Genomic DNA, 23,983 nt, shown 5'->3' with positions numbered 1-23,983 from the left:
ATGTTTAAAAAAATCCTTATCGCCAATCGCGGTGAAATCGCCTGCCGTGTAGCTGCCACCGCGCGTCGGATGGCCATCCGCACGGTCGCCGTGTATTCCGACGCCGACGCGCACGCCAACCATGTGCGCGCCTGCGACGAGTCGGTGCACCTCGGCGGCAGCGCGCCGAAGGACAGCTACCTGCGCTGGGAAAAGATCCTCGAGGCCGCCAAGGCCACGGGCGCCGAGGCGGTTCACCCCGGCTACGGCTTCCTGAGCGAGAACGAGGAGTTCGCGCAGGCCTGCGCCGACGCCGGCCTGGTCTTCATCGGCCCGCCGCCCTCGGCCATCAAGGCGATGGGCCTGAAGGCCGAGTCGAAGCAGCTGATGGAAAAGGCCGGCGTGCCGCTGGTGCCCGGCTACCACGGCCACGACCAGAACCCTCAGCTGCTGCAGCGCGAGGCCGACCGCATCGGCTACCCGGTGCTCATCAAGGCCAGCGCGGGCGGCGGCGGCAAGGGCATGCGCGCGGTCGACAAGGCGGAAGACTTCGCCGCCGCGCTCGCCTCGTGCCAGCGCGAGGCCATCAATAGCTTCGGCGACGACGCGGTGCTGATCGAGAAGTACGTGCAGCGCCCGCGCCACATCGAGATCCAGGTGTTCGGCGACACGCACGGCAACTACGTCTATCTGTTCGAGCGCGACTGCTCGGTGCAGCGGCGCCACCAGAAGGTGCTCGAAGAAGCGCCCGCGCCCGGCATGACGGAGGCGATGCGCAAGCAGATGGGCGAGGCCGCTGTCGCTGCTGCACGCGCCGTGAACTACGTGGGCGCGGGCACGGTGGAGTTCATCGTCGAGCAGCGAGAGGGCGGCGAGATGAACTTCTTCTTCATGGAGATGAATACGCGGCTGCAGGTGGAGCATCCGGTGACCGAGGCCATCACGGGCCAGGATCTCGTCGAATGGCAACTGCGCGTGGCCTCCGGCGAGGCGCTGCCGGCGAAGCAGTCGGAGCTGCAGATCCACGGCCACGCCATCGAGGCGCGCATCTGCGCCGAGAACCCCGACAACAACTTCCTGCCCGCCACCGGTACGCTGCGCGTCTACCGTAAGCCTGCTGCCACCGCCTTCCAGCGCAGCCGCGTGCGCATCGACGACGGCGTGCGCGAGGGCGGCGAGATCTCGCCCTTCTACGACTCGATGATCGCCAAGCTGATCGTGCACGGCAGCACGCGCGACGAAGCGCTGGCGCGGCTCGACGCGGCGCTGGCGCAGGTGCAGATCGTGGGCGTGGCGACCAACGTGCAATTCCTGCGCGGCATCCTGGCGACGCAGTCGTTCTCGAAGGCCAATCTCGACACCGCGCTGATCGAGCGCGAGCGCGCCGTGCTGTTCGACCGCGAGCCGCTCGGGCTGCCACTGGCCGCGGCCGCCGCGATCACTCGCACGCTGATCGCCGAGTGGCCCGCGAAGATGCCCGATCCTTTTGCGCGCCGCGACGGCTGGCGCTCGCTGGGCGAGTACCGCCGGCACTTCGACTTCGAGTTCCGCGGTGCCGAACAGACCGCCGTGCTGACCTACAAGCGCGACGGCAGCCTGTGGCTCCAGGCCGGCGGGACAGAAGGTCCGCTGGTCATCGGCCAGTTCCCGAGCGGCGAGTTCGAGGTGGAGTTCGCCGGCAGCCGCCAGACGCTCGACGTGCACCTCGACGGCGCCGTGGCCCACGTCTTCGCCTCGAAGGGCGCGACCAAGATCACCGCCATCGACCGGCTGGCCCATGCCGGCGACACACATGCCGAAGGCGGCCGGCTCACCGCGCCGATGCCGGGCAAGGTGGTGTCCTTCGCGGTCAAGGCCGGCGACAAGGTCAGCCGCGGCCAGCCGCTGGCGGTGATGGAGGCGATGAAGATGGAGCACACCATCGCCGCGCCGGCCGACGGCACGGTGGAGGAACTGATGTTCGCGCCGGGCGAGCAGGTGGCCGAGGGCGACGAGCTCCTGCGGATGAGCGCAGCGGCGGTAGCTTGAAAAATAGTTAACCCCGTTGCGGGCGGCCGCCCGTATCAGCTGCGGTAGTCATCACTCAAGGGAACTCTCCATGACCTGCCGCACGCCTCGCGCCTCGCCCCGTTTTCTTCCTGCCCGTCACCGCGCGGGCGCCATTTTGCTGGCCCTGGCTGCTGCGTTCTCGCTGGCCGGCTGTGACCGCAAGAGCGGCGACACCGCGGTTCTCGCCGAGCCCGCCCCGCCGCCCGCGCCCATGCAGGCGGCCGCCGGCTATGGCGGGGGGGCGGAGATGAGGAAGGAGGCGAGGATGCGCTCCGCCGAAGAGTCTTCCGCATCGTCGTCTGCCGTTGACCAGTCGCAGGACGGCACGCCCCCTGCAGCGCTTCCTGGCCGTACGCCAGGAGCTGAACGTCGAGGTGCCGGCCGAGCAGCTCGCCGATGCCTGGGGCAAGGTGCGCGACCTGTGCGGCACGCTGAAGTGCGAGCTGCTGTCGTCGTCGCTGCTGCGCGAGACGCCGCAGCAGCCCGGCAACGCCATGCTGGAGATGCGCGTGGAGCCTGCCGACGTCGACAAGCTGCTGGGCGGCCTCGCGGGCGTGGCCAGCGTGGTCTCGCACACCACCACCAGCGAGGACAAGACCGCCGAGGTGATCGACGTCGAGGCCCGCATCAAGAACCGCACCGAGTTCCGCGACAGTCTTCGCGCGATGCTGCGCGACACCGTCACCAAGCGCACTATGACCGACCTGCTGGCCATCCAGCGCACGCTGTCGGACACGCAGGCCGAGCTCGACGCCATCGCCACGCAGCGCAAGGTGCTGGCGCAGCAGACCAGCAAGCAGCACATCCAGATCCAGTTCACGGCCAGGCGCGCGCTGGTGAGCGGCGGCGACGGCTACAGCCCGATGCGCAATGCCCTGCGCAACGCGGGCTCGGTGCTGTCGGAAAGCGTGGGCTCGCTCATCACCTTCATCGCAGCCGTGCTGCCGTGGCTGCTGCTGGTGGTGCTGCCGGTGGGCTGGCTGGTGCGCGTGCTGTGGCGCCGTCGTCGGGCCAGCTAAGAATCAGTCAGTAAGATCGCGCACCTACCGTTTCAAGGCCTTTTGTTTTAAAGGCCCCCTATTCGCGCAGGAGCCTTCTTCCCGATGCCGGACCCGCTAAGCCTCTATGTGGACGCCCAGTTCGCCAGCCCCTACGCCATGTCCGTGTACGTGGCGCTGCATGAGAAGCAGCTGGACTTCCACATCTCCCCGGTCGACCTGGGTGCGCTGGAGCACCGGGCGGCCGGCTTCTCGCAGCTGTCCCTGACCCAGCGCGTGCCGACGCTGGTGCATGGCGATTTCGCGCTCTCCGAGTCGTCCGCCATCACCGAGTACATCGACGAGACCTTCCCGGGCACGGCGCTGTATCCGCGCGAACCCCAGGCGCGCGCCCGTGCGCGGCAGCTGCAGGCCTGGCTGCGCAGCGACCTGATGCCGGTGCGGCAGGAGCGCCCGACGGAGGTGATCTTCTACGGCCCAGCGAGCGTGCCGCTGTCGGCGGCGGCGCACCGCGCGGCGAAGACGCTCTTCCAGGTGACGCAGTCGCTGCTTGCCGACGGTGCGGAGAACCTGTTCGGCGAGTGGTCCATCGCCGACGTCGACCTGGCGCTGATGCTCAACCGCCTCGTCATGAACGGCGACGCCGTGCCGCAGCGGCTGGCCTCCTACGCCGACCGCCAGTGGCAGCGGCCCTCGGTGCAGCGCTGGGTGGCGCTGGAGCGGCCGCCGCGCTGAGGCGGCGGGGTTCCTTAGGTCAGCCGACCACCACGTCGCTGACCTGCGACACCGGCGCGATGTCGGTGTAGTTCTTCACGTCGCCCAGGATCTCCTTCGCGTGCGGGCCGAAGGCCTTCTGGAAGGACTCGACCGATTCGGCGAACACGTGGCACATGGCGACGTAGGCGGGCGCGGAGCCCGGCGCGCCGCCGGCGAGGCCCTTGTCGATGGTGTACGAGAGGCACGCGTCGCCCATGCGGGCCTTGAGCAGGGGCATGTGCTTGTCGCGGTAATAGTCGTGATCGAACCGTGCGCCGGGGGTGTGGGGGTACATCACGCTGAACTTGATCATTGAAGGAGTCTCCGGAGGTGGGCGTTCGAGGATAGGAGATGGCCCATGCCCGCACAAGCCGAGGGCGACGCGGGCGCGACCCGTAAAGAGCGCGGGCAGGCCCTAAGATGCGCGCCCATGCGAATCACCGTCTACCTCACCGACAACCGCCCAGACCCCTGGATCGAAGGCCTGAAGGCCGAACTCCCCGACGCCGTCATCGAAGCCTGGAAGCCCGGCGCGCCGCAGGCCGACCATGCCGTGGTGTGGGCGCCGCCGCAGGAGTTCCTCGACGAGCAGCCGAAGCTGCGCGGCATCTTCAACATCGGCGCGGGCGTCGATGCGCTGCTCAAGCTGAAGGTGCCGGCGCACACGCGCATCGTGCGGCTCGACGATGCGGGCATGTCGGTGCAGATGGCGGAGTACGTCTGCCACACGCTGATCCGCCACTTCCGCGAGTTCGATGCCTACGAGGCCGACGCGCGCGAGGGCAGGTGGAGCTACCGGAAGCCGAAGATGCGGCGCGACTTCCCGGTCGGCATCATGGGGCTGGGCGTGCTCGGCGAGCGCGTGGCCAAGGCCGTGGCGCAGTTCGAGTTCCCGGTGCTGGGCTGGAGCCGCTCGCCGAAGGAGGTAGAGGGGGTGCGCGTGTTCAGCGGCGAGGCGCAGTTCGACGAGTTCCTGTCGTCCACGCGCGTGCTGGTCAACCTGCTGCCGCTGACCGATGCGACGCGCGGCATCCTCAACCGCGACACGCTGGGCAAGCTGAAGCCCGAGGGCTATCTCATCAGCATCGCGCGCGGCGGCCACCTGGTGGAGGACGACCTGATCCCGCTGCTGGACGCCGGCCGGCTTGCGGGCGCGACGCTCGACGTGTTCCAGGTCGAGCCGCTGCCTTCCGACCACGCCTTCTGGCGCCATCCGAAGATCACCGTGACGCCGCACGGCTCGGCGCGCACGCTGCGCGAGGAGTCCATTGCGCAGATCGCTGGGAAGATCCGCGCGATGGAGCAGGGGCTGCCGATCTCGGGCGTGGTCGATCCGGCGCGCGGCTACTGACGACGGGGGCACGGCCTCCCTCCGGGCCCGCCGGAGTGCATCGCGGGCAGGGGAAACCCTGAGACATTGATTTTTCACAAGTATGAAAATCTTTTCATGACTGTGAAAACTGCGTTTCGGGTGATCGAGATCGTCGAGCTTTTCGCCCGGGAGAAGCAGCCGCTGGCGCTTTCCGAGATGGCGCGGCTGCTCGACATGCCGGTGTCGAGCTGCCTGGGCCTGATCCGCACGCTCGAAGAGCAGGGCTACATGTACGAGACCGGCCGCCGCCAGGGCTACTACCCGACGGGCCGGCTGCTCGCAATGGCACAGGTCATCGCCGCCCACGACCCGGTGCTCGACCGGGTGAAGGCCACGCTCGAAGAGCTGCGCGACGCCGCGCGCGAGACGGTGGTCTTCGGCAAGTTCCGCGACGCGGGGCAGGTGGTGTACCTGGAGGTGCTGAGCGCGCCGCAGAGCATCCGCTACACGGCCGAGTCGGGGGAGACGCGCCCGGCGTATGCCAATTCCATCGGCCGCGCGCTGCTGTCCACGCTCGAACCCGCGGCGCGGCGCGGCCTGCTCGAAGGCATGACCCTGGCGCCGCTGACCGACGCCACGCTCACCACCGCCGACGCCATCGAGGCCGAGCTGCAGCGCTCCGCCACGCGCGGCTGGTACGGCAACCTCGGCGAGAGCATTCCCGACCTGATCGGCCTGGCCTGGCCGCTGCGCATCGGCGGCGAGGCCTATGCCATCTCCGTCGCAGGCCCGCGCTACCGAATGGAGGCGCGCATCGAGGAGATCGCCGCGATGCTGCGCTCCGCCTGCCTCGCCATCGAACCCAAGAACGAAAGCCCCCGATGACAGCAACGACCGCCGCAACCCCCCGCTACTTCGTGCGGGAAGCCGAGATCGCCGGCTACCACCCCGCCAACCACACCGGCACCCTGAACAAGCGGCTGATCGGCCCCGAGACCGTGGGCGCGAAGCAGCTCGAGGTGCTGGTGGGCCACATCCAGAAGGGCAAGGGCGCGCTGCCGCACGCACACCCGGGCATCGAGCAGGTCTGCTACATGCTCGAGGGCCGCGCGGTCGCCGAGGTGGGCGGCCAGCGGCAGGAGCTGCACCCGGGCGACAGCTGCTTCTTTCCCGCCGACGCGATGCACACGTTCACCGTGGTGAGCGACGAGCCGGTGCGCGTGCTGGTGATCTACAGCCCGCCCTACGAGGAATCGCCGGAGCGCGTGGTCCGGCCCTGACGCAACAACAACCGGAGACAAAGCACATGCAGACAACGAAGAACGCGACCGGGCAACCGGCCGCGATGGCGAACCGTCGCCGTTTCATTTCCATCGGCGCGGCCGCTGGCCTCGCGGGCGCCATGCCGTGGGCCTTCGCGCAGGACGGCTATCCGAAGCAGCCGATACGCATCGTCGTGCCCTTCGCGGCCGGCAGCGGCACCGACGCGGTGGCGCGCATCGCGGGGCAGATGCTGGGCGATGCGCTGAAGGCCTCGGTCATCATCGACAACAGGGCCGGCGCCAACGGCGTGATCGCGGCCGAGTACGTCGCCAAGGCGGCGCCCGACGGCTACACGCTGTTCATGACGACCAACACCACGCACTCGGCCAACCCGAGCTTGATGAAGTCGCTGCCCTACGACCCGGTGAAGGACTTCGCGCCGGTCAGCCGCATGGGCAACCTGCCCTTCATGCTGGTGGTGAACAACGACCTGCCCGTGAAGAGCGTGGCCGAGCTGCTGGCCTGGGGCCGCGCGCATCCCGGCAAGCTCACCTACGCGAGCGGCAACAGCACCGGCATCGTCAGCGGCGCCACGCTCTCGCGCATGAGCGGCGTGCCGATGCTGCACGTGCCCTACAAGAGCACGCCGCCGGCCATCGCCGACCTGATCGGCGGGCAGGTGTCGATGATGGTGGTCGACCTCGCCGCGGGCCTGGCCACGGTGAAGGCCGGCAAGATGCGCGCGATCGCCGTCACCACGCAGGAGCGCACCAAGCTCTTCCCCGAACTGCCGCCGCTGGCCGACACGCCCGAGCTCAAGGGCTTCGACATCACCTCGTGGAACGGCGTGTTCGCGCCGGCAGGCACGCCGCGCGACATCGTGCTGAAGCTCAACAAGGCGCTCGCCGAGATGGCGAACGGCCCGGTCTTCCGCGAGCGCGTGGCGAAGCTCGGTTTCGACGCCTTCGGCAGCACGCCCGAAGAGCTGGGCGCGTTCACGCTGTCGGAGCTGGCGAAGTGGAAGAAGCTGATCCAGGCCGCGGGGATCCAGCCCGAATGAGCGCGGGCGGACCTCTGCAGGGCATCCGCATCCTCGACCTCACGGCCGTGGTGATGGGGCCGTATGCGACGCAGACGCTCGGCGACCTCGGCGCCGACGTCATCAAGGTCGAGCCGCCCGGCGGCGACAACCTGCGCGCCGTCGGCCCGATGCGCAACCCGGGCATGGGCGCCATGGCGATGCACCTCAACCGCAACAAGCGCTCCATCGTGCTCGACCTCAAGCAGCCCGAGGGCCGCGAGGCCTGCCTGCGGCTCGCGGCGGGCTGCGACGCGCTGATCTACAACACGCGGCCGCAGGCGATGGCGCGGCTCGGGCTGGGCTACGAGGCGGTGTCGGCGGTGAACCCGAAGATCGTCTACCTCGGCGCCTTCGGCTACGGCGAGCAGGGGCCCTATGCGGGCAAGCCGGCGTACGACGACCTGATCCAGGGCGCGGCCGGCGTCGCATCTCTCTTCGCGCAGCAAAGCGGCGGCGCGCCGCGCTATGCGCCCGTCACGCTGGCCGACCGCGCGGTGGGGCTGCAGGCGGCCATCGCGCTGCTCGCGGCCGTGCTGCATGCGCAGCGCACCGGCAAGGGCCAGGCGGTGGAGGTGCCGATGTTCGAGGCGCTGTCGCAGTTCGTGATGGGCGACCATCTCGGCGGCCACAGCTTCGAGCCGCCGCTGGGCCCCACCGGCTACGCGCGGCTGCTCGCGCCGCACCGCAAGCCCTACGCCACGGCCGATGGCTACCTCAGCGTGCTGATCTACAACGACAAGCACTGGCAGGCCTTCTTCGACGTGATCGGCCGGCCCGAGCTGCGCGACTCGCCGATGTTCGGCACGCACACGGCACGCGCCGCGAACATCGGCGCGGTGTATGCCTTCGTGGCCGAGGTGATGGCCACGCGCACCAGCGACGAATGGTTCGCCGCGCTGTCCGCCGCCGACATCCCGGTCGCGCGCCTGCACAGCACCGAGACCCTGCTCGACGACCCGCACCTGCGCGCCGTCGGCTTCTATCCGGAGCTCGACCATCCGAGCGAGGGCCGCATCCGCACGCTCGCGCCGGTCGGCCGCTACAGCGCCACGCCCGCCGCCATCCGCCGCCCGGCGCCGCGCATCGGCGAGCAGAGCGTGGAGCTGCTGCGCGAGGCGGGCTACGGCGACGAAGCCATCGAACGCATGCTCGAACGCGGCGTGACGCTGCAACCCGACACAGCCAAGGACTGAAATGGACTTCTCCCTGAACGAAGACCAGCGCTCGCTGGTCGCCGCCATCGAACGCCTCTGCGAGGATTTTCCCATCGACTATTGGCGCGACCACGACGACCGCGCCGTGTTCCCCCACGAGTTCCACCGCGCCGTGGCCCAGAGCGGCTGGCTCGGCATCGCCATGCCCGAGGCGCAGGGCGGCGCGGGGCTCGGCATCACCGAGGCGGCGCTGATGATGCGCGCCATCAGCGCGTCGGGCGCAGGCATGTCGGGTGCGTCGTCGGTGCACATGAACATCTTCGGGCTCAACCCGGTGGTGGTGTTCGGCAGCGAAGCGCAGCGCCAGCGCTTCCTGCCGCCGCTGATCGCGGGCACCGAGAAGGCCTGCTTCGCGGTGACCGAGCCCGACGCGGGGCTCGACACCACCAGCCTCAAGACGCAGGCGGTGCGCCGGCCCGGCGGCGGCTATGTGCTGCACGGCCGCAAGATCTGGATCTCGACCGCGCAGGTGGCCGACCGCATGCTGATCCTCACGCGCACCACGCCGCTCGACCAGGTGAAGAAGCCCACGCAGGGCCTCACGCTCTTCTACACGCCGCTGGACCGCAGCAAGGTCGAGGTGCGGGAGATCCACAAGCTCGGCCGCGCGGCGGTGGACTCCAACATGCTCTTCATCGACGGGCTCGAAGGTGCCGGAGGAGGACCGCATCGGCGAGGAGGGCCGGGGCTTCGAGTACATCCTGCACGGCCTCAACCCCGAGCGCATATTGATCGCGGCGGAAGCCATCGGCATCGGCCGCGCCGCGCTGCGCATCGCCTCGCAGTACGCGCAGGAGCGCGTCGTGTTCGGCCGCCCCATCGGCCAGAACCAGGGCGTGGCGCATCCGCTGGCGCGCGCCTGGGCCAACCTGGAGGCGGCCGACCTGATGATGCTCAAGGCCGCCACGCTCTACGACGCGGGCGAGCCCTGCGGCATCGAGGCCAACGCCGCCAAGTACCTCGCGGCCGAGGCGGCGCACGACGCCTGCCAGAACGCGGTGCTCACGCTCGGCGGCATGGGCTATGCGAAGGAATACCATGTGGAGCGTCTGCTGCGCGAGAGCTACATCCCGCGCATCGCTCCCGTCAGCCCGCAGATGATCCTGAACTTCATTGCCGAGAAGGCGCTGGGGCTGCCCAAGTCGTACTGATTTGCCTACCGATCTCCCTCGAGTCATGAACACCGTCACCCGCCATCTCGTGATCCGCGGCCTCGTGCAGGGCGTGGGCTATCGCTGGTCGATGGTGCAGGCCGCGAAGCACCTCGGCGTTCGCGGCTGGGTGCGCAACCGGCGCGACGGCAGCGTGGAGGCCCTCGCGGCGGGCGAGCCCGGCGCGGTGGAGGACCTGGTGCGCTGGGCTCGGCGCGGACCCGACGGTGCGCGCGTCGATGCCGTGGACCTGGGCGACGTGGTCGGCGCCACGGCGGCGGACGACCTGCCCGCGGGCTTCGAGCAGCGCGAGACCGTCTAGCCGATACGTCGCGGCCGCCGACGCTGCGCGGCTGGCGCCATTTGCAACCTCGCAGGCGCGCATTGCTACCTTCCCCGGCTTCTGTACCAGGCAGGGTATTTCCATGTGGCCGACAATCGGAGGCGGTCTTCCATCCTCCAGCGATACAAGAGACATTCCCATGAAACTCCCCACCAAAGTCCAGCTCGTCGACGTCGGCCCGCGCGACGGCCTGCAGAACGAGAAGCAGCCCGTGTCGGCCGAAGTGAAGATCGGCCTCGTGCACCGCCTGCAGGACGCGGGCCTGAAGGAGATCGAGGTCACCAGCTTCGTGAGTCCCAAGTGGGTGCCGCAGATGGCCGACAACGCCGAGGTGATGCACGGCATCCGGCGCAAGGCCGGCGTGCGCTATTCGGTGCTCACGCCCAACATGAAGGGCTTCGAGGCGGCCATCGCCGCGCCGCGCGAGGAATGGCCCGACGAGATCGTGGTGTTCGGCGCCGCGAGCGAGGCCTTCAGCCAGAAGAACATCAACTGCTCCATCGCCGAGAGCATCGAGCGCTTCGCGCCGGTGGTGGCAGCGGCGCTCGAGAAGGGCATCCAGGTGCGCGGCGCCATGTCGTGCACTGTCGGCTGCCCTTACGAGGGCGAGATCGCGCCGGCCAAGGTCGGCTACCTCGCGCAGCTGATGAAGGGCATCGGCGTGCAGCGCGTGGACGTGGCCGACACCATCGGCGTGGGCACGCCGCGCAAGGTGCAGGCGGCAATGGAAGCCACGCTGGCGCACTTCGGTGTCGACGCCATCTCCGGCCACTTCCACGACACCTACGGGCAGGCGCTCGCCAACACGCTGGCGGCGCTCGAACTGGGCGTGTGGAACTTCCAGTCGTCCTCCGCCGGCCTGGGCGGCTGCCCCTACGCGAAGGGCGCGACCGGCAACGTGGCGACGGAAGACGTGGTCTACATGCTGCACGGCATGGGCATCGAGACTGGCATCGATCTCGACCGGCTGATCGACGCGGGTGTCTACATCAGCGAGGCGCTCGGCCGCGAGCCGAACTCTCGCGCTTCCAAGGCCATCCGCACCAAGCGGGCCGGCTGAGCCGCCCCGCGCACTCATAGGAGTTTCTTTTGGATCTGCAAGTCTGGCTCGCATTCCTGGTGGCGAGCTGCGTCATCGCCGTGTCGCCCGGTTCGGGCGCGGTGCTGAGCATGAGCCACGGGCTCAGCTATGGGGTGCGGCGCACCACGGCGACCATCGTCGGGCTCCAGCTGGGGCTCGCGGTGATCCTGCTGGTGGCTGGCCTCGGCGTGGGCGCGGTGCTCACCGCCTCGGCCAGCGCGTTTCTGGTCGTCAAGGTGGTCGGCGCGTGCTATCTGCTGTGGCTGGGCTGGCGCCAGTGGCGCGCGCCCGTCGCGAAGATCGAGGGCGGCGCGGCTACTGAAGCGGCCGAGCCCGACCTCAGCGCGTCGCAGCGCGTGCTGCGCGGCTTCCTGACCAACGTGACCAACCCCAAGGGCATCGTATTCATGGCAGCGGTGCTGCCGCAGTTCATCCAGCCGACGCGGCCCTTGTGGCTGCAGCTGCTGGTGCTGCTGGCCACGACGGTGACGGTCGACGTGACCGTGATGCACGGCTACGCCTGGCTGGCAGCGCGGCTGCAGGGCATGCTGCGAAGCGTGCGCGCCCGGCGCGCACAGAACCGCGTCTTCGGCGGCGTGCTGATGGCGATGGGCGCGTTCCTGTTCATGTTCAAGCGCAGCACCTGATCGACAGCCTGATAGATTCGAATCCATGTGCGGTTCTGAACTCCAATCCCTCCCCGAAGGCGTCCGGCGCGTTTCCCGCGTGCTGCAGGACGCCGGCCATCCCCATTCCCCACGCATGCTCGACGATGCCTGCCGCACCGCGCAGCAGGCGGCCGATGCGCTCGGCATCTCGGTCGGGCAGATCGCCAAGAGCATCATCTTCCGGCGCAAGAGCGACGAGGCGGCGGTGCTCGTCATCACCTCGGGCGACAAGCGCGTGGACGAGAAGAAGGTCGATGCGCTGGTCGGCAAGACCGGCCGCGCCGACGCCGACTTCGTGAAGTCGCGCACCGGCTTCACCATCGGCGGCGTGTCGCCCGTGGGCCACGTGACGCCGCCGGTGGTGCTGATCGACCGCGAGCTGTTCCGCTTCGAGGAGATCTGGGCGGCAGCCGGCCATCCGCATGCGGTGTTCCAGCTGCGCCCGCATGACCTCGAGAAGCTCACCGGCGCGCCGGTGGCCGACGTGGTGTGAATTTCGCGGAAGCCGAGACGCTTGCCGAACGTGCCGTGGCCGTGCAGGCCATGGCGCAGGACGTGCCCTCGCCATGCTCGTCGGTCTGTCGCATGGACCGCCTGAGCGGCTTCTGCGAAGGCTGCCTGCGCACCATCCCCGAGATCGCGGGCTGGAGCAAGATGGAAGACGAGACGCGGCGCCACGTGTGGCGCGCGATAGAGTTGCGGGCCAAGGCCGGCATCTGGCGGGCTCCAGCCGACACAGGAGACAGGCACGCATGAAGCACATCGACTTCTACCTGGATTTCATCTCGCCCTATGCGCACCTCGCCTTCGAGCACCTGCCCGAGGCGCTGGAAGGCCTGAGCTTCAGCGTCGCCTACAAGCCGGTACTGCTGGGCGCGCTGCTCAAGCAGCACGGGCAGCTGGGCCCGGCGGAGATCCCGTCGAAGCGCAGCTGGACCTATCGCCACGTGCTCTGGCTGGGCCACACGCACGGCATCGAGATCCAGATGCCGGCCTCGCATCCCTACAACCCGCTGCCGCACCTGCGGCTGGCGGTGTCCACCGGCGACGACGGCAGCATCAGCCGCCTCGCGGCCGAGACCATCTTCCGCCACGTGTGGCGCGGCGGCGAGGATGCGGGCGACGCCACGCGCCTTGCCGCGCTCGCCGCGCAGCTCAAGCCCAAGCGCGACGCGAACAGCGACGAGAGCAAGGCCCTGCTCAAGCGCAATACCGACGAAGCGCTGCAGCAGGGCGTGTTCGGCACGCCGACCTATGTGGTCGACGGCCGCCTCTTCTGGGGCTTCGACGGCCTGCAGATGCTGCGCGCCTACCTGAAGGGCGATGCCTGGTTCGACGGCCCGCAATGGGCTTCTGCGGACCAGCGCCCGGCCTTGCTGCGGGGCAGCAAGCCGGCCTGAGTACAAACCCGTGCAAGCCCCGGTAACAGGCCGATTTCTTACAAGCTGAAACGCGCCCCGCGGGTTTCACCCTAAACCGTAAGCGCCGGTTCAGTTTCGCGAAAGGCTCGGGTCAGTCGCGCCTCCAAGAATGCCTTCACGGTCCCGGATTCCGGGAACGAATGAACGCATACACACAGGAGACGACCAATGGCAGCCACACTAGATTCGAGGGGAGTGCCGCACAAGGCCCCCCGGCCCATGTCCTCGGAGGAGAAGAAAGTCATCTTCGCCTCCTCGCTGGGCACCGTGTTCGAGTGGTACGACTTCTACCTCTACGGCTCGCTGGCCGCGATCATCGCGAAGCAGTTCTTCAGCGGCCTGGATGCGGGCGCCGCCTTCATCTTCGCGCTGCTGGCCTTCGCCGCCGGCTTCCTGGTGCGTCCGTTCGGCGCCATCGTGTTCGGCCGCCTGGGCGACATGATCGGTCGCAAGTACACCTTCCTGGTGACGATCCTGATCATGGGCCTGTCGACCTTCATCGTCGGCCTGCTGCCGAGCTACGCGACCATCGGTGTCGCGGCGCCGGTGATCCTGATCGCGCTGCGCATGCTGCAGGGCCTGGCGCTCGGCGGCGAGTACGGCGGTGCCGCCACCTACGTGGCCGAGCACGCGCCGCACGGCAAGCGCGGTGCCTACACCTCGTGGATCCAGACCACCGCCACGCTCGGCCTGTTCCTGAGCCTGCTGGTGATCCTGGGCGTGCGCGAGTTCATGGGCGAGGCGGTGTTCAACGACTGGGGCTGGCGCATTCCGTTCCTGGTGTCGATCCTGCTGCTGGGCATCTCGGTGTGGATCCGCCTGACGCTGTCGGAGTCGCCCGCCTTCCAGAAGATGAAGGCCGAGGGCAAGACCTCGAAGGCCCCGCTGGCCGAATCGTTCGGCCAGTGGAAGAACCTGAAGATCGTGATCCTGGCGCTGGTGGGCCTGACGGCCGGCCAGGCGGTGGTCTGGTATTCGGGCCAGTTCTACGCGCTGTTCTTCCTGACGGCGCAGCTCAAGGTCGACGCGACCACGGCCAACCTGATGATCGCCGCTGCGCTGCTGCTGGGCACGCCGTTCTTCGTGATCTTCGGCACCCTGTCGGACAAGATCGGCCGCAAGCCGATCATCATGGCCGGCTGCCTGCTGGCCGTGGTCACCTACTTCCCGGTCTTCAAGATGCTGACCGAAGCCGCCAACCCCGACCTGGCCCGCGCCCAGGCAACCGCCGGCGTGACGGTCACGGCCGACCCGGCGACCTGCTCGTTCCAGGGCAACCCGGTGGCCCGCGAGATCGACTTCAAGAGCTCGTGCGACATCGCCAAGCGCTACCTCGTGCAGAACTCGGTGAGCTATGAGAACGTGGCCGGCGCGCCGGGCTCGAAGGCCGTCGTGAAGATCGGCGAAAAGTCGATCGAGGCGCCCATCGGCAACGTCGTGAATTCCAAGTTCGACGAGAACTCCACCAAGGAAATCGCCGCCTTCAAGAAGGGCGTGGCCGAAGACCTGAAGGTCGCCGGCTACCCCGCCAAGGCCGACCCCGCTAAGATGAACAAGGTGCTGACGGTGGTGCTGCTGTTCTGGCTGGTGCTGCTGGTGACCATGGTCTACGGCCCGATCGCCGCGATGCTGGTGGAACTCTTCCCCACGCGCATCCGCTACACCTCGATGAGCCTGCCGTACCACATCGGCAACGGCTGGTTCGGCGGCCTGCTGCCGACCACCGCCTTCGCCATCGTGGCCTCGACCGGCAACATGTTCAACGGCCTGTGGTATCCGATCATCATCGCCGGCATCACGCTGGTGGTGGGCACGCTGTTCATCCGCGAGACGAAGGACGTCGACATCTACGCCAATGATTGACTGACCCCCAGGCTTCGCGCACTTCGTGTGCTTCGCCAACCCCCTCTCCGAGGGGGCAACACCAGCGGCCCGGCAAAGCCGGTTCCGGCGGTGTTCCGCGCGAAATACCGAAATCCTTCTGCCTGCCTGTTGAACAAAGAGGCTTCATGCCGACCGCATGAGGCCTTTTTCTTGAACTATCCAGGAGACAAAACCCATGTGGAAACTCGTTGTCGGCTTCGTCATCTTCGCCGCCATTGCCCTGTACGTGATCTCGAAGGCCGGTGACAAGGTCGACATGTCGGGCGAGAAGCACGGTGGCGACACCACCACGCACGAGCCCGCGCCCGCCGCTGCGCCGAAGTAAGGCCGGGCATTCATGCGGAACACCGCCGGAACCGGCTTCGCCGGGCCGCAGGTGTTGCCCCCGGTAGGGGGTTGGAGAAGCGACACGAAGTGCGCGGAGCCTGGGGGCGAGCCCTACCGCTTGAATCTGCCGTCGCTCACGATCGAGAGATCGACGTAATCGATGCCGGTGTGGTCGGTCGGCGAGTAGCTGATGTCGAGCCCGCCGCCCACGTCGTACTGGAAGCTGTTGAGCGTGGCGATCAGCTTGGCGCGCGTGGGCTTGGGCCCCGTGCGGCGCAGCGCTTCCACCATCACCTTGGTCGCGACGAAGCCTTCGAGCAGCGCGGGCGAGAGCTCGTTCTGGCCCTTGGCCTTGGCGAGCGCCAGCGCTTCCTTGATGAGCGGATGGCCGAAGGAGCGCTCGTAGGGCAGCACCTGCGTGACGATCACGCCCGCGCTCGCCGAGCCCAGTTCCTTGATGAAGCCCGAGGCCGCGTTGTTAGACAGCGTGATGATCTGCGCCGCCGAGCCGGCCGCGCGCAGCGCCTTGATGCCGTCGGTCACGGCCGTGCCCGAGCCGATCCACAGCACCGCCTGCGCGTTCGCCTTGGTGAGCTGCGGCACGATGGCCGCGTAGTCGGGTTTGCTGCGGTCGGCCAGCGCCACCACGGCCGGCTTCAGGTTGGCCTTCTCGAAGCCCTTGCTCGCGCCTTCCATCGCGTCCTTGCCGAAGGAGTCGTCGGCCTGCACGACGGCGATGCGCTGGATGCCGGTGGTCTGCAGGTGCTGCACCGCTTTCTCGGCCTCGCGCTGGTAGGTCGAGCGCACGTTGAAGATGTTCTTCTGCAGCGGCTTGTGCAGCGCCATCGCACCCGTGGAAGGGCCGACCAGCGCCACGCCGTATTTGTCCAGCAGCGGGATCACGGCGAGCGTGTTGGGCGTGCCGCGGTTCAGCAGCAGCGCGAGCACCTTCTTGTCCTCGATGAGCACGCGCGTGTTCTCCAGCGAGCGCTTGGCGTCGAGGCCGTCGTCCATGCGGATCATCTCGATCTGCTCGCCGTTGACGCCGCCCTGCGCGTTGACCTGGTCGATGACCAGCTGCGAACCCAGGATGGTTTCCTTGACGCTGGCCGCCACGGGGCCCGAGAGGTCGGCCGACTGGCCGATCAGGATCTGGGCCGATGCGCCCGGCGCCGCCATGGCCAGGAACAGCGCAACGGCGCAGGACGTGAGCGTCTTCTTCATCGAGCAAAGCCTTTCCACGAAGCGGGGTGCCTCTGTCAACAGGTGTGTAATGTGTTGCTGAACGTCACAGATCGCTAGCTCGCGCAAACCCTGTCAGACCAAGGTTTTCACGGCCGAAAAAAAGCCCGCCGGTTTCGCGCCGGCGGGCCGTGGAAACGCCCTCTGGGGGCGGGGACTCAACGCTTGAAGCGCCCGTCGCTGATGATGGACAGATCCGCGAAATCGATGCCGCTGTGGTCGGTCGGCGAGTAGCTCACTTCCAGCCCGCCGCCCAGGTCGTAGCCGCGCAGGCTGTCGAGGGCCGCCACCATCCTGGCGCGCGTGGGCTTGGGGCCGGCGCGGCGCAGGGCCTCCACCAGCACCTTGGCCGAGGCGAAGCCTTCGAGCGCGGCCGGCGACAGCTCCGACTGACCCTTGGCCTGCGCGAGCGCCAGGGCTTCCTTCACCATCGGATGGCCCAGCGAGCGCTCGTTGGGGAACACCTGCGTCACGATGACGCCCTTGCTCGCGTCGCCCAGCTGCTTGATGAAGCCCGACGAGGCGTTGTTCGACAGCGTGACCACCTGCGCGGCCGACCCCGCCGCGCGCAGCGCCTTGATGCCGTCGACCACCGCCACGCCGGAGCCGATCCACACCACGGCCTGCGCATTGGCGTCCTTGATGGCGGGCACGATGGTCTTGTAGTCGGGCTTGTCGCGGTCGGCCGGGATGGTCACGGTCGGCTTCGCGTTGCCCTTGGAGAAGCCGGTCATCGCGCCTTCGAGCGCGTCCGAGCCGAAGGAGTCGGTCACGTGCACCACCGCGATGCGGCTCAGGCCGATGGTCAGCAGGTGCTGCACCGCCTTCTCGGCCTCGCGCTGGTAGGTGGCGCGCACGTTGAACACGTGCTTCTGCAGCGGCTTGTGCAGCGCCATCGCGCCGGTGGAGGGGCCGATGAGCGCCACGTCGTGCTTGTCGAGCCAGGGGATGATGGCCTGCGAGTGCGGCGTGCCGCGGCTCATGAAGAGCGCCAGCACCTTCTTGTCCTCGATCAGCACGCGCGCGTTCTCGCTGGCGCGCTTCACGTCGAAGCCGTCGTCCATGCGCAGCACCTCGATCTTCTCGCCGTGGATGCCGCCCTGCGCGTTGGCCGCGTCGATCACGAGCTGCGCGCCGCCGATGGTCTCGTTCACGCTCGCGGCCACCGAGCCGGTCATGCCGGCGGTCTGCCCGATGAGGATCTGGGCCGACGCGCCCAGGGCGCTGAAGGCCAGCAGCGCGGCGGCGCAGAGCGTGCGCGTTTTCGTCATGGAAACCTTTCGGGGCAATGCGGGCGCCCGGCTCGGGGCGTCATGAAAACAAATGTGGTATTTGTTTCTGAAAGTGTCTCGAATTCCATCAGGACAAACCCCTGCGCGGCCATCGCCCTTGTGACCTTGTGCGCAAACCCGTCACGGACCACTCCCTAGAATGTTTGCCCCACCCCCCAAGGCACTCATGACACAGGGCTCCATCCGGATTCGCGGCGCGCGCCAGCACAACCTCCAGAACCTCGATCTCGACATCCGCACCGGCGAAATGACGGTGGTCACCGGGCCCAGCGGCTCGGGCAAGTCGAGCCTCGTTTTCGACACCCTCTATGCCGAAGGCCAGCGGCGCTACGTGGAGACCTTCTCCGCCTACGCGCGCCAGTTCCTGGACCGCATGGACAAGCCGGCCGTCGACAAGGTCGAAGGCGTGCCGCCGGCCATCGCCATCGACCAGACCAACCCGGTGCGCTCCTCGCGCTCCACGGTCGGCACGATGACCGAGCTGAACGACCACCTGAAGCTGCTCTTCGCGCGCGCGGCCGACCTGTTCGACCGCGAGACCGCGCTGCCGGTGCGCCACGACTCGCCCGACAGCATCTACGCGCAGATCGTCGAACGCGCGGCCGCGGCGGGCGATCCGCGGCTGGTGGTCACCTTCCCGGTCGAGCTGCCGGCGAGCACCACGGCCGAGGAGGTCACGCAGTGGCTGTCGGCCAGCGGCTTCACGCGCGTGCAGGCCGAGCGCGAAGTGGCCACGCCCACCGGTCCGCGCAAGGTGCTCGACGTGGTGGCCGACCGCTTCCGCGCATCGAGCGCCGAGCGCTCGCGCGTGGTGGAAGCCATCGAGGTTGCGCTCAAGCGCGGCAGCGGGCGCGTCACGGTGCATGCCACGGGCTCGGAGGAAAACGCGCCAACGGACGTGTGGAAGTTCTCCACCGGCCTGCACTGCCCCGAGAGCGACATCCGCTACGCCGACCCGATCCCGTCGATGTTCTCGTTCAACTCGGCCGTGGGCGCCTGCGACACCTGCCGCGGCTTCGGCCGCGTGATCGGCGTCGACCTGGGCCTGGTCATTCCGAACGACAAGCTCACGCTGCGCGCCGGCGCCATCAAGACCATCCAGACGCCCGCCTGGAAGGAAGCGCAGGACGACCTCATGCGCCACGCCGAGGCGGCGGGCATTCCGCGCGACACGCCCTGGAACAAGCTCACCGAGGAGCAGAAGCACTGGGTGATCGAGGGCACGCCCAACTACAAGGAAGGCAACTGGAACAAGCAGTGGTACGGCGTGCGCCGCTTCTTCGGCTACCTGGAGAGCAAGGCCTACAAGATGCACATCCGCGTGCTCTTGTCCAAATACCGCAGCTACACGCCGTGCCCCACCTGCAGCGGCGCGCGCCTGAAGCTCGAAGAGCCTGCTGTGGCGCATCGGCAGCAAGGAAGACGCCGACGCGGTGCTGCCGCCCGAAAAGCGCTTCATGCCCCAGGGCGTGAAATGGACGCGCGCCCAGCTCGAGGCGCTGCCCGGCCTGTGCCTGCACGACCTGATGCTGCTGCCCATCGAACGGCTGCGGCAGCTGTTCGACCGCATCGAGCACCACGGCAACGGCCAGCCGGCCAGCGAAGGCGAGCTCCAGGCGCTGAAGCTGCTGTTCGAGGAAATCACCACCCGCCTGCGCTACCTCCACGACGTCGGCATCGGCTACCTCACGCTCGACCGCCAGAGCCGCACGCTCAGCGGCGGCGAGGTGCAGCGCATCAACCTCACCACCGCACTCGGCACCTCGCTGGTCAACACGCTCTTCGTGCTCGACGAGCCCAGCATCGGCCTGCATCCGCGCGACATGAACCGCATCACCGAGGCCATGCTGCGCCTGCGCGACGCGGGCAACACGCTGGTGGTGGTCGAGCACGACCCGGCCGTGATGCTGGCCGCCGACCGCGTGATCGACATGGGCCCGGGCCCCGGCGCGCGGGGCGGGCAGGTGGTGTTCGACGGCACCACCGACCAGCTGCGCGATGCCGACACGCTCACAGGCCAGTACCTGGGCGGGCGCAAGAAGATCGGCATGGGCTTCAAGCGGCTGGTGAGCGAGAACACGCACCGGCTCATCCTCGAGGGCGTGCGCGAGCACAACCTGAAGAACGTGACGGTCGAGTTCCCGCTGGCGCGCCTGGTGTGCGTGACCGGCGTGAGCGGCTCGGGCAAGTCGACGCTGATCCAGGACGTGCTGGCGCCCGCGCTCATGCGCCACTTCGGCAAGGCCACCGAAACGCCCGGCGCGCACGACCGCCTGCTCGGCGCCGACCACCTGAGCGACGTGGTGTTCGTCGACCAGTCGCCCATCGGCAAGACCGCGCGCTCCAACCCCGCGAGCTACGTGGGCGCCTGGGACGCCATCCGCGAGATCTTTGCCACCGCGGCGCTGTCGCGCCAGCGCGGCTACACCGCGAGCAAGTTCAGCTTCAACTCGGGCGACGGGCGCTGCCCGACCTGCGGCGGCTCGGGCTTCGAGCACGTCGAGATGCAGTTCCTGTCCGACGTGTACCTGCGCTGCCCCGACTGCGACGGCAAGCGCTACCGCCCCGAGATCCTCGAAGTGCGCGTGGAGCGCAAGGGCAGAAGCTACAACGTGGCCGACGTGCTCGAACTCACCGTGGCCGAGGCCGCGGCTGTGTTCGAGGCCGACCGCGACGTGCTGCGCGTGCTGCAGCCGATCTCCGACGTGGGCCTCGACTACGTCAAGCTCGGCCAGCCGGTGCCCACGCTCAGCGGCGGCGAAGCGCAGCGGCTGAAGCTCGCGGGCTTCCTGGCCGAGGCCGCGAAGAACGCCACCGCCAGCAAGCAGTCGGTCGCGCGCAAGGGCACGCTATTTTTGTTCGACGAGCCCACCACCGGCCTGCACTTCGACGACATCGCGCGGCTGATGCGCGCGCTGCGCAAGCTGCTCGATGCCGGTCATTCGCTGATCGTGATCGAGCACAACCTCGACGTGATCCGCGCGAGCGACTGGCTCATCGACCTCGGCCCCGAAGGCGGCGAGGGCGGCGGCCAGGTGGTGGCCGAGGGCACGCCCGAGCAACTGCGCGAGAACCGCGCCTCGCTCACCGGCGCCGCGCTGGCCGACTACGAACTCGCCATCGGCCCCGAGGCCTACAAGGTGGCCGAGCGCGCCGCGCGCCGCTACATCGCCAACGCACAGAAGGCGCCGGGCGCCGATGCGGTGCAGATCGTCAACGCGCGCGAGCACAACCTGAAGAACCTGAGCGTCGACATCCCGCGCGGCAAGTTCAGCGTGGTGACGGGCGTGAGCGGATCGGGCAAGTCGACGCTGGCCTTCGACATCCTCTTCAACGAGGGCCAGCGCCGGTACCTCGAATCGCTCAACGCCTATGCGCGCAGCATCGTGCAGCCGGCGGGCCGGCCCGAGGTGGACGCGGTGTACGGCATTCCGCCGACGGTGGCCATCGAGCAGCGCCTGTCGCGCGGCGGCCGCAAGAGCACGGTGGGCACCACCACCGAGGTGTGGCACTTCCTGCGCCTGCTGTACGTGAAGCTGGGCATCCAGCACTGCATCCACGACGGCGCGGCCGTGCAGCCGCAGACGCCCGACAGCATCGCCGCGCAGCTGATGCGCAACTTCAAGGGCCAGCACATCGGCCTGCTCGCACCGCTGGTGACCAACCGCAAGGGCGTCTACACCGAGCTGGCCGACTGGGCGCGCCCGCGCGGCTTCACGCACCTGCGCGTGGACGGCGAGTTCCTGCCGACCACCGGCTTCCCGCGCATCGACCGCTTCAAGGAGCACAGCATCGAGCTGCCCGTGGCCAGCCTCGACGTGCTGCCCTCGAAGGAGAACGAGCTGCGCGAGGCGCTTGCCAAGGCGCTCGAGCACGGCAAGGGCGTGGTGCATGTGCTCAGCGATCTCGACGGACTGCGCGCCGCGATGATGGCGGGCGTGTCCACCGCAGGCATCGGCCGCGTGAACGTGTTCTCCACGCTGCGCGCCTGCCCGGTGTGCAGCACCAGCTACGCCGAACTCGATCCGCGCCTGTTCAGCTACAACAGCAAGCACGGCTGGTGCCCCGACTGCGTGGGCACCGGCGTCAAGCTCAGCAAGGACCAGCGCAAGGTGTTCGACGACTCCGTGCTGGCCGATGACAACAAGGGCCGCGAGCAGACCTTCGCCGAACCCGAGGTGGAAGACCTGGCCGACGTGGCCTGCCCCACCTGCGAGGGCACGCGCCTGAACGCCACGGCGCGTGCCGTGGGCTTCGGCACCGCGGCCGACGGCTCGGGCGGCATCGGCATCACCGAGCTCGCGCGCATGAGCGTGACCGAGGTGCGCCAGTGGTTCGAAGGCCTCGCGCTCAGCGGCCGCGAAGCCGAGATCGCGCGCGACCTGGTGCCCGAGATCCGCAGCCGGCTCGAATTCCTGGAGGAAGTGGGCCTGGGCTACCTCACGCTGGACCGCGGCGCGCCTACGCTTTCGGGCGGCGAGGCGCAGCGCATTCGTCTGGCGGCGCAGCTCGGCAGCAACCTGCAGGGCGTGTGCTACGTGCTCGACGAGCCGACCATCGGCCTGCACGCGCGCGACAACCAGATCCTGCTCGACGCGCTGCACAAGCTCGGCGACAAGGGCAACACGCTGGTGGTGGTGGAGCACGACGAGGACACCATCCGCCGCGCCGACCACATCATCGACATCGGCCCGAGCGCCGGCAAGCGCGGCGGCCGCCTGGTGGCCGAGGGCACGGTGGCCGACATCCAGAAGGCCGACGATTCGCAGACCGGCCGCTACCTGCGCGACGCCATCCGGCACCCGCTGCACGCGCGCCGTCAGGTGCCGTCGCCCGATCCGAAGGCCGAGAAGAGCGGCGAATGGCTCACCGTGCACGGCGCCAGCCTGCACAACCTGCAGGACGTGACCGCCACGCTGCCGCTGCAGCGCCTGGTGGTGGTCACCGGCGTCAGCGGCTCGGGCAAGTCCACGCTCGCGCGCGACGTGCTGCTGGCCAACGTGCAGGCCATCGTGGCGCAGCGCTCGACCAAGGCGGGCCGCGACGCCGACGCTGCAGGCAAGCGCCCGGCGTGGGCGGGCTGCCGCAAGGTCGAGGGCTACGAGACCATCGACCGCGTGCTCGAGGTCGACCAGACGCCCATCGGCAAGACGCCGCGCAGCTGCCCGGCCACCTACATCGGCTTCTGGGACACCATCCGCAAGCTCTTCGCCGACACGCTGGAGGCCAAGGCGCGCGGCTACGGCCCGGCGCGCTTCAGCTTCAACACCGGCGAAGGCCGCTGCCCGGGCTGCGAGGGCGCGGGCGTGCGCACCATCGAGATGAGCTTCCTGCCCGACGTGAAGGTGCCCTGCGAGGTGTGCCACGGCGCGCGCTTCAACCCCGAGACGCTGGCCGTGAGCTGGCGCGGCAAGAGCATCGGCGACGTGCTGAAGATGGAAGTCGACGAGGCCGTGGAGTTCTTCGCGAGCATGCCCAACATCAGCCACCCGCTGCAGCTGCTCAAGGACGTGGGGCTGGGCTATCTCACGCTGGGGCAGCCCTCGCCCACGCTCTCGGGCGGCGAGGCGCAGCGTATCAAGCTGGTGACCGAACTGAGCAAGGTGCGCGACGACATCACCCGCCGCGGCCAGAAGGCGCCGCACACGCTGTACGTGCTCGACGAGCCGACCGTGGGCCTGCACATGGCCGACGTCGAGAAGCTGATCCACGTGCTGCACCGGCTGGTGAACGGCGGCCACAGCGTGGTGGTGATCGAGCACGACCTCGACCTGATCGCCGAGGCCGACTGGATCCTCGACCTCGGCCCCGAGGGCGGCGGTGCCGGCGGGCGCGTGGTCGCGGCGGCGCCGCCGGAAGAAGTGGTGCGGCTGGGCACGCACACGGGCGTGGCGCTGAAGCCGGTGCTGGCGCGCTGAGCGT

At 68.8% G+C, this 23,983-nt stretch carries 21 protein-coding genes and 2 pseudogenes; 19 read left to right on the top strand and 4 right to left on the bottom strand.

Translation table 11 applies throughout. From position 1 onward, the window contains the following. The 3 genes from ACHMXA_RS30315 to yfcF all read left to right on the top strand — a co-directional run bounded on the left by ACHMXA_RS30315 (position 1) and on the right by yfcF (position 3,761). Positions 1-2,007: an acetyl/propionyl/methylcrotonyl-CoA carboxylase subunit alpha gene (locus ACHMXA_RS30315; RefSeq protein ID WP_395317507.1), complete on the top strand. Its 2,007-nt coding sequence runs from the start codon at positions 1-3 to the stop codon at positions 2,005-2,007. A gap of 326 nt (positions 2,008-2,333) precedes the next feature. Further along, positions 2,334-3,047, top strand: coding sequence for a DUF4349 domain-containing protein (locus ACHMXA_RS30310; RefSeq protein ID WP_395317506.1), 714 nt, complete (start codon positions 2,334-2,336; stop codon positions 3,045-3,047). Positions 3,048-3,131: 84 nt separating this feature from the next. After that, on the top strand, positions 3,132-3,761 hold the full coding sequence (yfcF, locus tag ACHMXA_RS30305) for a glutathione transferase (RefSeq protein ID WP_395317505.1): 630 nt from the start codon (positions 3,132-3,134) through the stop codon (positions 3,759-3,761). Between the two features lie 19 nt (positions 3,762-3,780). Here the strand turns inward: yfcF and ACHMXA_RS30300 are convergent, their stop codons facing one another. Then, positions 3,781-4,095, bottom strand: a complete 315-nt coding sequence (locus tag ACHMXA_RS30300) for an EthD family reductase (RefSeq protein ID WP_395317504.1) — start codon at positions 4,093-4,095, stop codon at positions 3,781-3,783. A 117-nt stretch (positions 4,096-4,212) separates the two neighbouring features. Here ACHMXA_RS30300 and ACHMXA_RS30295 point away from each other — a divergent pair, with 117 nt between their 5' ends. From ACHMXA_RS30295 to ACHMXA_RS30230, 14 genes and pseudogenes are all read left to right on the top strand, one after another. Next, positions 4,213-5,133 carry a 2-hydroxyacid dehydrogenase gene (locus ACHMXA_RS30295; protein WP_395317503.1) on the top strand — a complete coding sequence of 307 codons (921 nt, stop codon included), beginning with the start codon at positions 4,213-4,215 and terminating at the stop codon, positions 5,131-5,133. A 96-nt stretch (positions 5,134-5,229) separates the two neighbouring features. Then, positions 5,230-5,979 carry an IclR family transcriptional regulator gene (locus tag ACHMXA_RS30290; protein ID WP_176663540.1) on the top strand — a complete coding sequence of 250 codons (750 nt, stop codon included), beginning with the start codon at positions 5,230-5,232 and terminating at the stop codon, positions 5,977-5,979. Continuing rightward, positions 5,976-6,374, top strand: a complete 399-nt coding sequence (locus ACHMXA_RS30285) for a cupin domain-containing protein (RefSeq protein WP_395317502.1) — start codon at positions 5,976-5,978, stop codon at positions 6,372-6,374. The genes ACHMXA_RS30290 and ACHMXA_RS30285 overlap by 4 nt, the downstream gene beginning before the upstream one ends. 26 nt (positions 6,375-6,400) lie before the next feature. After that, positions 6,401-7,417 carry a Bug family tripartite tricarboxylate transporter substrate binding protein gene (locus tag ACHMXA_RS30280; protein ID WP_395317501.1) on the top strand — a complete coding sequence of 339 codons (1,017 nt, stop codon included), beginning with the start codon at positions 6,401-6,403 and terminating at the stop codon, positions 7,415-7,417. Next, complete coding sequence (locus ACHMXA_RS30275; protein WP_395317500.1) at positions 7,414-8,631, top strand: CaiB/BaiF CoA transferase family protein; 1,218 nt, start codon at positions 7,414-7,416, stop codon at positions 8,629-8,631. Before ACHMXA_RS30280 ends, ACHMXA_RS30275 begins: the two co-directional genes overlap by 4 nt. A 1-nt stretch (position 8,632) precedes the next feature. After that, positions 8,633-9,803 (top strand): annotated as a pseudogene (locus ACHMXA_RS30270) (acyl-CoA dehydrogenase family protein). Positions 9,804-9,828: 25 nt separating this feature from the next. Beyond that, positions 9,829-10,125 carry an acylphosphatase gene (locus ACHMXA_RS30265; protein ID WP_395317499.1) on the top strand — a complete coding sequence of 99 codons (297 nt, stop codon included), beginning with the start codon at positions 9,829-9,831 and terminating at the stop codon, positions 10,123-10,125. Positions 10,126-10,285: 160 nt separating this feature from the next. After that, a complete protein-coding gene (locus ACHMXA_RS30260; protein ID WP_395317498.1) occupies positions 10,286-11,206 on the top strand; it encodes a hydroxymethylglutaryl-CoA lyase in 921 nt (306 codons plus the stop codon). Positions 11,207-11,235: 29 nt separating this feature from the next. Continuing rightward, a complete protein-coding gene (locus ACHMXA_RS30255) occupies positions 11,236-11,874 on the top strand; it encodes a LysE family transporter (RefSeq protein ID WP_395317497.1) in 639 nt (212 codons plus the stop codon). 25 nt (positions 11,875-11,899) lie between these two features. Then, positions 11,900-12,388 (top strand): YbaK/EbsC family protein, encoded by a 489-nt coding sequence (locus ACHMXA_RS30250; RefSeq protein ID WP_176663532.1) that lies wholly within the window; start codon positions 11,900-11,902, stop codon positions 12,386-12,388. Beyond that, positions 12,385-12,651, top strand: coding sequence for a DUF1289 domain-containing protein (locus ACHMXA_RS30245; RefSeq protein WP_176663531.1), 267 nt, complete (start codon positions 12,385-12,387; stop codon positions 12,649-12,651). The genes ACHMXA_RS30250 and ACHMXA_RS30245 overlap by 4 nt, the downstream gene beginning before the upstream one ends. Next, on the top strand, positions 12,648-13,295 hold the full coding sequence (locus ACHMXA_RS30240; protein ID WP_395317496.1) for a 2-hydroxychromene-2-carboxylate isomerase: 648 nt from the start codon (positions 12,648-12,650) through the stop codon (positions 13,293-13,295). The genes ACHMXA_RS30245 and ACHMXA_RS30240 overlap by 4 nt, the downstream gene beginning before the upstream one ends. 189 nt (positions 13,296-13,484) lie before the next feature. Then, the gene (locus ACHMXA_RS30235; RefSeq protein WP_176663529.1) at positions 13,485-15,179 is read left to right on the top strand and encodes an MFS transporter; all 1,695 of its coding nucleotides are present in this window, start codon (positions 13,485-13,487) and stop codon (positions 15,177-15,179) included. A gap of 196 nt (positions 15,180-15,375) precedes the next feature. Further along, a complete protein-coding gene (locus tag ACHMXA_RS30230) occupies positions 15,376-15,525 on the top strand; it encodes a hypothetical protein (protein ID WP_019656389.1) in 150 nt (49 codons plus the stop codon). 113 nt (positions 15,526-15,638) lie between these two features. Here ACHMXA_RS30230 and ACHMXA_RS30225 read toward each other — a convergent pair whose 3' ends face one another. The 3 genes from ACHMXA_RS30225 to ACHMXA_RS30215 form a co-directional block, all read right to left on the bottom strand. Further along, positions 15,639-16,751, bottom strand: a complete 1,113-nt coding sequence (locus tag ACHMXA_RS30225) for an ABC transporter substrate-binding protein (RefSeq protein WP_395317495.1) — start codon at positions 16,749-16,751, stop codon at positions 15,639-15,641. Positions 16,752-16,927: 176 nt separating this feature from the next. Further along, on the bottom strand, positions 16,928-18,040 hold the full coding sequence (locus tag ACHMXA_RS30220) for an ABC transporter substrate-binding protein (protein WP_395317494.1): 1,113 nt from the start codon (positions 18,038-18,040) through the stop codon (positions 16,928-16,930). A gap of 369 nt (positions 18,041-18,409) precedes the next feature. Next, positions 18,410-18,637, bottom strand: coding sequence for a hypothetical protein (locus ACHMXA_RS30215; protein ID WP_395317493.1), 228 nt, complete (start codon positions 18,635-18,637; stop codon positions 18,410-18,412). Between ACHMXA_RS30215 and ACHMXA_RS30210 the strand changes: the two are divergent. Beyond that, a pseudogene (locus ACHMXA_RS30210) lies at positions 18,534-19,259 on the top strand (excinuclease ABC subunit A); the annotation flags it as partial. The gene ACHMXA_RS30215 and the pseudogene ACHMXA_RS30210 overlap by 104 nt on opposite strands. Positions 19,260-19,494: 235 nt before the next feature. Next, on the top strand, positions 19,495-23,979 hold the full coding sequence (locus ACHMXA_RS30205) for an excinuclease ABC subunit A (RefSeq protein ID WP_395317492.1): 4,485 nt from the start codon (positions 19,495-19,497) through the stop codon (positions 23,977-23,979). The last annotated feature ends 4 nt before the right edge of the window (positions 23,980-23,983 follow it).

It is taken from the genome of Variovorax sp. UC74_104 (assembly GCF_044055375.1).
Classification (GTDB): Bacteria; Pseudomonadota; Gammaproteobacteria; order Burkholderiales; family Burkholderiaceae_C; genus Variovorax.
This window is presented reverse-complemented; position numbering and strand designations above follow the sequence as displayed.